This window comes from Streptomyces sp. NRRL S-495 (assembly GCF_000966955.1).
Taxonomy (GTDB): Bacteria; Actinomycetota; Actinomycetes; order Streptomycetales; family Streptomycetaceae; genus Kitasatospora; species Kitasatospora purpeofusca.
The window spans coordinates 1-2,682 of record NZ_JZWY01000351.1; the positions used below are offsets into that span (position 1 = coordinate 1).

Genomic DNA, 2,682 nt, shown 5'->3' on the forward strand with positions numbered 1-2,682 from the left:
GCCGACCAGGTGGCCTCCGCGCTGGCGGCGCGGCCGGACGTGCCGCCGGAGGAGGCGGCGGCCGTGGTGGAGAACTACCAGGACGCGCAGATCGACGGTCTCAAGGCCGCCGTGCTCGCCTGCTCCTGCATCACGGCCGGCGCGGTGCTGTTCACCGGCCACCTGCCGGGCACCCGCCCGGGCACGCGAACGGGCACCCGCCCCGGGAACGCGAACGGCCGCCGCTCCGTCCCGCCGGACGGGTGACTGAACCACGTCCTCAGGACCGGGCCGAGTGTCCTGCGGAGCCGGCCGGGCGGGCGCCGGTCAGTGGCCGACGGCGACCTTGGCCGCGACGATGACCAGCCCCAGGACCAGGTTGACGGCGCCCTCCGCGACGACCTGGCGCGGGCGGACGCCGGCCCGGTGGGCGCCCAGGGTGGCCCAGGCCACCTGCTGGCAGACCGCGACCGCCAGCGCGAGCCAGGCGTTCTCCCCCGCGCCCAGCGACGGGCTGACGAGGACCGCCAGCGCCGGCAGCGCCGCGGCCTCGACGATCGGCCACTCGTGCCGGCCGACCCGGCGCACCTGGCGGAAGGTCACGTCCTGCCCCGCCTCGCGCTGCCCGGCGACGTGCGCGTAGACGTGGGCGGCCCAGAACACCAGCCCGGTGACCACCAGCAGCAGCACCAGCGACAGCCTCGGATGGGGCTCCTGCACGCTGGACGCGGCGATCACGGAGGCCGCCAGCATCGAGCCGTAGACCGCGCCCGCGTAGTCCGTCCGCCGTTCCGGGACGGCCGCGCCCGGTTCGGGCGGGCCGGGGACACGGCGGGGTCCCGGTCCGGGGACGCTCACGGCGGCCTCCTGGGGGCTGTGCTCGGCCGGCTCGCCGAGTCCTTTCCGCGATCCTCGCCGCTCGGGGTCCGCCCGGCCACCTCCGGCGGGCGGGGCCCACCCTCGGTTGGCACCCGGCTCGGATGGCATCCGGCCTCGGGGCCGTACTACGGTCGAAGGGACGTACCCCCCGGGCGGTCCGGCGGCGCCCGCCGCCGGGAACCGCGTCCCGCGTCACGCCCGGACGTGCCCTCCCGAGGGCGGAACCACCAGGCGGTGGCCCAATGCCGTACATCCGCGCAGCGCCCGCACCCCTCTCCCCGCCCGGGCACGCCTCCCCACCGGTGCTCACCCCCGCGTCCGTCCCCCGGGTCCCGACGGCGGAGACGGCGCAGGAACCCGCCCCGGCGCGGCTGCCCAACGGCGACCCGATGCTGGCCACCCGGGTCCGCCCGCCCCGCCCGCCCGCCGCCTTCCTGCGCCGCGACCGCCTGCTCGGCCGCCTCGACGCGGCCGCGCTCCGTCCGGTGACCCTCGTCAACGGCCCGGCCGGGGCCGGCAAGACCCTGCTGGTGGCCGACTGGCTGGCCCGCGGCCGCCTCCCCGGCCCGGCGGGCTGGCTCACCCTGGAGCCGAGCGACAACCAGCCCGGCACCTTCTGGGCCTATGTCCGCGAGGCCCTGCAGACCGGGGTCGCCGGACTGCCCGCGGAGGTGGGCGCCCCCGCCCGGGCCGAGCACGTCGAGCCGTCCCTGCTGCTGCGGCTGGCCGCCTGGATCAACGCCCGCCCCCGGCCGGTGGTCCTGGTCCTGGACGAGTGCGAGCACCTCGACAACCTCCGGCTCGCCGAACAGCTGCACGACCTGGTCCGGCACACCGCCGGCCGGCTGCGACTCGTCCTGGTCGGCCGCAGCGAGCCGCTGCTGCCCCTGCACCGCTACCGGGCGGCGGGCGAGCTCGCCGAGATCCGGGCCGGCGAACTCGCGCTGGACCGCGCCGAGACCGCCGCCGTGCTGGGGCGGCACGGGCTGCGGGTCGGCCCGGCCGCCGTCGGGGCCGTGCACCACGCGCTGTCCGGCTGGACGGCCGGGGTCCGGCTGCTCGCCCTCGCCGCGCAGGACGCCGACGACCCCGAGGCGTACCTCGGACGGATCGACGCCGGGCCCGCCGCGCTGTCGGACTTCCTGCTCGCCGAGGTGCTGCGGAGTCAGCCCGCGCCGACCCAGGACCTGCTGCTGCGCTGCAGCATCCTGGGCCGGGTCCACCCCGACCTCGCCGACGCGCTCACCGGCCGCCGCGACGGGCGGCGGATCCTGGACCGGCTGCACCAGGACAACGCCTTCACCGACGCCCTGCCCGACGGCTGGTACCGGCTGCACCCGATGTTCGCCGGGATCCTGCGCCTGCACCTGCGCGCCGCCGCTCCGGAGCGGGTCGACGAACTGCGGGTGCGGGCCGCGCACTGGCTCGCCGGGCACGGCCAGTACCGGGCCGCGCTGGACCACGCGGCCGAGCCCGGGGCCTGGCCAGTACCGGGCCGCGCTGGACCACGCGGCCGAGGCCGGGGCCTGGGCGCTGGCCGCGCGGCTGCTGGTCGACGAGTACGCCCTCGGCGAGCTGCTGGCCGGGCGCGACGCGACCCGGCTGTGCGCGCTGTTCGCCCGGATGCCGCCGACCGAGCTCGGCCCGGCCGCCGAACTGGTCCGCGCGGCCGTCCACCTCACCCGCGACGAGGCCGCGAGCGCGCTGCGGATCCTGGAGCACGTCGAACCGCTGCTGCCCGCCGAGCGGACCCCGCTCCAGCTGGCCGCCGTCCTGGTGCGCACCGGCGCCGCCCGGCTGCTCGGCTCGGCCGCGCTCGCCGAC

2 protein-coding genes and 1 pseudogene are annotated in these 2,682 nt (G+C 78.5%); 2 read left to right on the forward strand and 1 reads right to left on the reverse strand.

The genetic code is table 11. The features are described from left to right. Positions 1-246 (forward strand): annotated as a pseudogene (locus tag VR45_RS18610) (MFS transporter); the annotation flags it as partial. A gap of 60 nt (positions 247-306) precedes the next feature. On the opposite strand, the gene VR45_RS18615 reads toward VR45_RS18610, so the two are convergent. Further along, complete coding sequence (locus tag VR45_RS18615; protein ID WP_045940921.1) at positions 307-837, reverse strand: hypothetical protein; 531 nt, start codon at positions 835-837, stop codon at positions 307-309. Positions 838-1,100: 263 nt separating this feature from the next. Here VR45_RS18615 and VR45_RS18620 point away from each other — a divergent pair. Continuing rightward, positions 1,101-2,682 (forward strand): AAA family ATPase (locus tag VR45_RS18620; protein ID WP_159394263.1); only part of this gene is annotated, 1,582 nt, incomplete at its 3' end.